2 rRNA genes are annotated in these 3,306 nt (G+C 51.4%); both read left to right on the top strand.

The window, feature by feature from the left end:
* The first annotated feature begins 170 nt into the window (after positions 1 to 170).
* Positions 171 to 3,061, top strand: a 23S ribosomal RNA gene (locus CAF77_RS28655).
* 156 nt (positions 3,062 to 3,217) lie between these two features.
* Positions 3,218 to 3,306: ribosomal RNA gene (rrf, locus tag CAF77_RS28650) — 5S ribosomal RNA — on the top strand; the annotation flags it as partial.

Below are 3,306 nucleotides of genomic sequence, written 5' to 3'. Positions count from 1 at the left end.
ACTGGTTCGTTCTTTAAAAATTTGGGTATGTGATAGAAAGATAGACTGAACGTTACTTTCACTGGTAACGGATCAGGCTAAGGTAAAATTTGTGAGTTCTCTTAGTTGAGAAATTCGAATTTTCGGCGAATGTCGTCTTCACAGTATAACCAGATTGCTTGGGGTTATATGGTCAAGTGAAGAAGCGCATACGGTGGATGCCTTGGCAGTCAGAGGCGATGAAAGACGTGGTAGCCTGCGAAAAGCTTCGGGGAGTCGGCAAACAGACTTTGATCCGGAGATGTCTGAATGGGGGAACCCAGCCATCACAAGATGGTTATCTTGTACTGAATACATAGGTGCAAGAGGCGAACCAGGGGAACTGAAACATCTAAGTACCCTGAGGAAAAGAAATCAACCGAGATTCCCTTAGTAGTGGCGAGCGAACGGGGACTAGCCCTTAAGTGGCTTTGAGATTAGCGGAACGCTCTGGAAAGTGCGGCCATAGTGGGTGATAGCCCTGTACGCGAAAGTCTCTTAGTCATGAAATCGAGTAGGACGGAGCACGAGAAACTTTGTCTGAATATGGGGGGACCATCCTCCAAGGCTAAATACTACTGACTGACCGATAGTGAACTAGTACCGTGAGGGAAAGGCGAAAAGAACCCCGGAGAGGGGAGTGAAATAGATCCTGAAACCGTATGCGTACAAGCAGTGGGAGCAGACTTTGTTCTGTGACTGCGTACCTTTTGTATAATGGGTCAGCGACTTATTTTCAGTGGCGAGCTTAACCGAATAGGGGAGGCGTAGCGAAAGCGAGTCTTAATAGGGCGTCTAGTCGCTGGGAATAGACCCGAAACCGGGCGATCTATCCATGGGCAGGTTGAAGGTTAGGTAACACTGACTGGAGGACCGAACCGACTACCGTTGAAAAGTTAGCGGATGACCTGTGGATCGGAGTGAAAGGCTAATCAAGCTCGGAGATAGCTGGTTCTCCTCGAAAGCTATTTAGGTAGCGCCTCATGTATCACTGTAGGGGGTAGAGCACTGTTTCGGCTAGGGGGTCATCCCGACTTACCAAACCGATGCAAACTCCGAATACCTACAAGTGCCGAGCATGGGAGACACACGGCGGGTGCTAACGTCCGTCGTGAAAAGGGAAACAACCCAGACCGTCAGCTAAGGTCCCAAAGTTATGGTTAAGTGGGAAACGATGTGGGAAGGCTTAGACAGCTAGGAGGTTGGCTTAGAAGCAGCCACCCTTTAAAGAAAGCGTAATAGCTCACTAGTCGAGTCGGCCTGCGCGGAAGATGTAACGGGGCTCAAACCATACACCGAAGCTACGGGTATCACGCAAGTGATGCGGTAGAGGAGCGTTCTGTAAGCCTGTGAAGGTGAGTTGAGAAGCTTGCTGGAGGTATCAGAAGTGCGAATGCTGACATGAGTAACGACAATGGGTGTGAAAAACACCCACGCCGAAAGACCAAGGTTTCCTGCGCAACGTTAATCGACGCAGGGTTAGTCGGTCCCTAAGGCGAGGCTGAAAAGCGTAGTCGATGGAAAACAGGTTAATATTCCTGTACTTCTGGTTATTGCGATGGAGGGACGGAGAAGGCTAGGCCAGCTTGGCGTTGGTTGTCCAAGTTTAAGGTGGTAGGCTGAAATCTTAGGTAAATCCGGGGTTTCAAGGCCGAGAGCTGATGACGAGTTGCCTTTAGGCGACGAAGTGGTTGATGCCATGCTTCCAAGAAAAGCTTCTAAGCTTCAGATAACCAGGAACCGTACCCCAAACCGACACAGGTGGTTGGGTAGAGAATACCAAGGCGCTTGAGAGAACTCGGGTGAAGGAACTAGGCAAAATGGCACCGTAACTTCGGGAGAAGGTGCGCCGGTGAGGGTGAAGCACTTGCTGCGTAAGCCCACGCCGGTCGAAGATACCAGGCCGCTGCGACTGTTTATTAAAAACACAGCACTCTGCAAACACGAAAGTGGACGTATAGGGTGTGACGCCTGCCCGGTGCCGGAAGGTTAATTGATGGGGTTAGCTAACGCGAAGCTCTTGATCGAAGCCCCGGTAAACGGCGGCCGTAACTATAACGGTCCTAAGGTAGCGAAATTCCTTGTCGGGTAAGTTCCGACCTGCACGAATGGCGTAACGATGGCGGCGCTGTCTCCACCCGAGACTCAGTGAAATTGAAATCGCTGTGAAGATGCAGTGTATCCGCGGCTAGACGGAAAGACCCCGTGAACCTTTACTATAGCTTTGCACTGGACTTTGAATTTGCTTGTGTAGGATAGGTGGGAGGCTTTGAAGCGTGGACGCCAGTTCGCGTGGAGCCATCCTTGAAATACCACCCTGGCAACTTTGAGGTTCTAACTCAGGTCCGTTATCCGGATCGAGGACAGTGTATGGTGGGTAGTTTGACTGGGGCGGTCTCCTCCTAAAGAGTAACGGAGGAGTACGAAGGTGCGCTCAGACCGGTCGGAAATCGGTCGTAGAGTATAAAGGCAAAAGCGCGCTTGACTGCGAGACAGACACGTCGAGCAGGTACGAAAGTAGGTCTTAGTGATCCGGTGGTTCTGTATGGAAGGGCCATCGCTCAACGGATAAAAGGTACTCCGGGGATAACAGGCTGATACCGCCCAAGAGTTCATATCGACGGCGGTGTTTGGCACCTCGATGTCGGCTCATCACATCCTGGGGCTGAAGCCGGTCCCAAGGGTATGGCTGTTCGCCATTTAAAGTGGTACGCGAGCTGGGTTTAGAACGTCGTGAGACAGTTCGGTCCCTATCTGCCGTGGACGTTTGAGATTTGAGAGGGGCTGCTCCTAGTACGAGAGGACCGGAGTGGACGAACCTCTGGTGTTCCGGTTGTCACGCCAGTGGCATTGCCGGGTAGCTATGTTCGGGAAAGATAACCGCTGAAAGCATCTAAGCGGGAAACTTGCCTCAAGATGAGATCTCACTGGAACCTTGAGTTCCCTGAAGGGCCGTCGAAGACTACGACGTTGATAGGTTGGGTGTGTAAGCGCTGTGAGGCGTTGAGCTAACCAATACTAATTGCCCGTGAGGCTTGACCATATAACACCCAAGCAATCTGTAGACTCGAAAGAGGCCAGATTGCGGTGTGTGAAGACGCAATGAACCGAAAGTTCGACGCTCACAAGACACCGACAGCTGTCACATACCCAATTTGCTGAAGCGAGGCCATCTGGTCGCGAGTCAGTACCCGAATTTCTTGACGACCATAGAGCGTTGGAACCACCTGATCCCATCCCGAACTCAGAAGTGAAACGATGCATCGCCGATGGTAGTGTGGGGTTTCC

This window comes from Pseudomonas sp. R15(2017) (assembly GCF_002112685.1).
GTDB classification, from domain to species: Bacteria; Pseudomonadota; Gammaproteobacteria; order Pseudomonadales; family Pseudomonadaceae; genus Aquipseudomonas; species Aquipseudomonas glycinae.
Note: the sequence above shows the minus strand (reverse complement) of the source record. Positions and strands in the feature narration are given on the sequence as shown.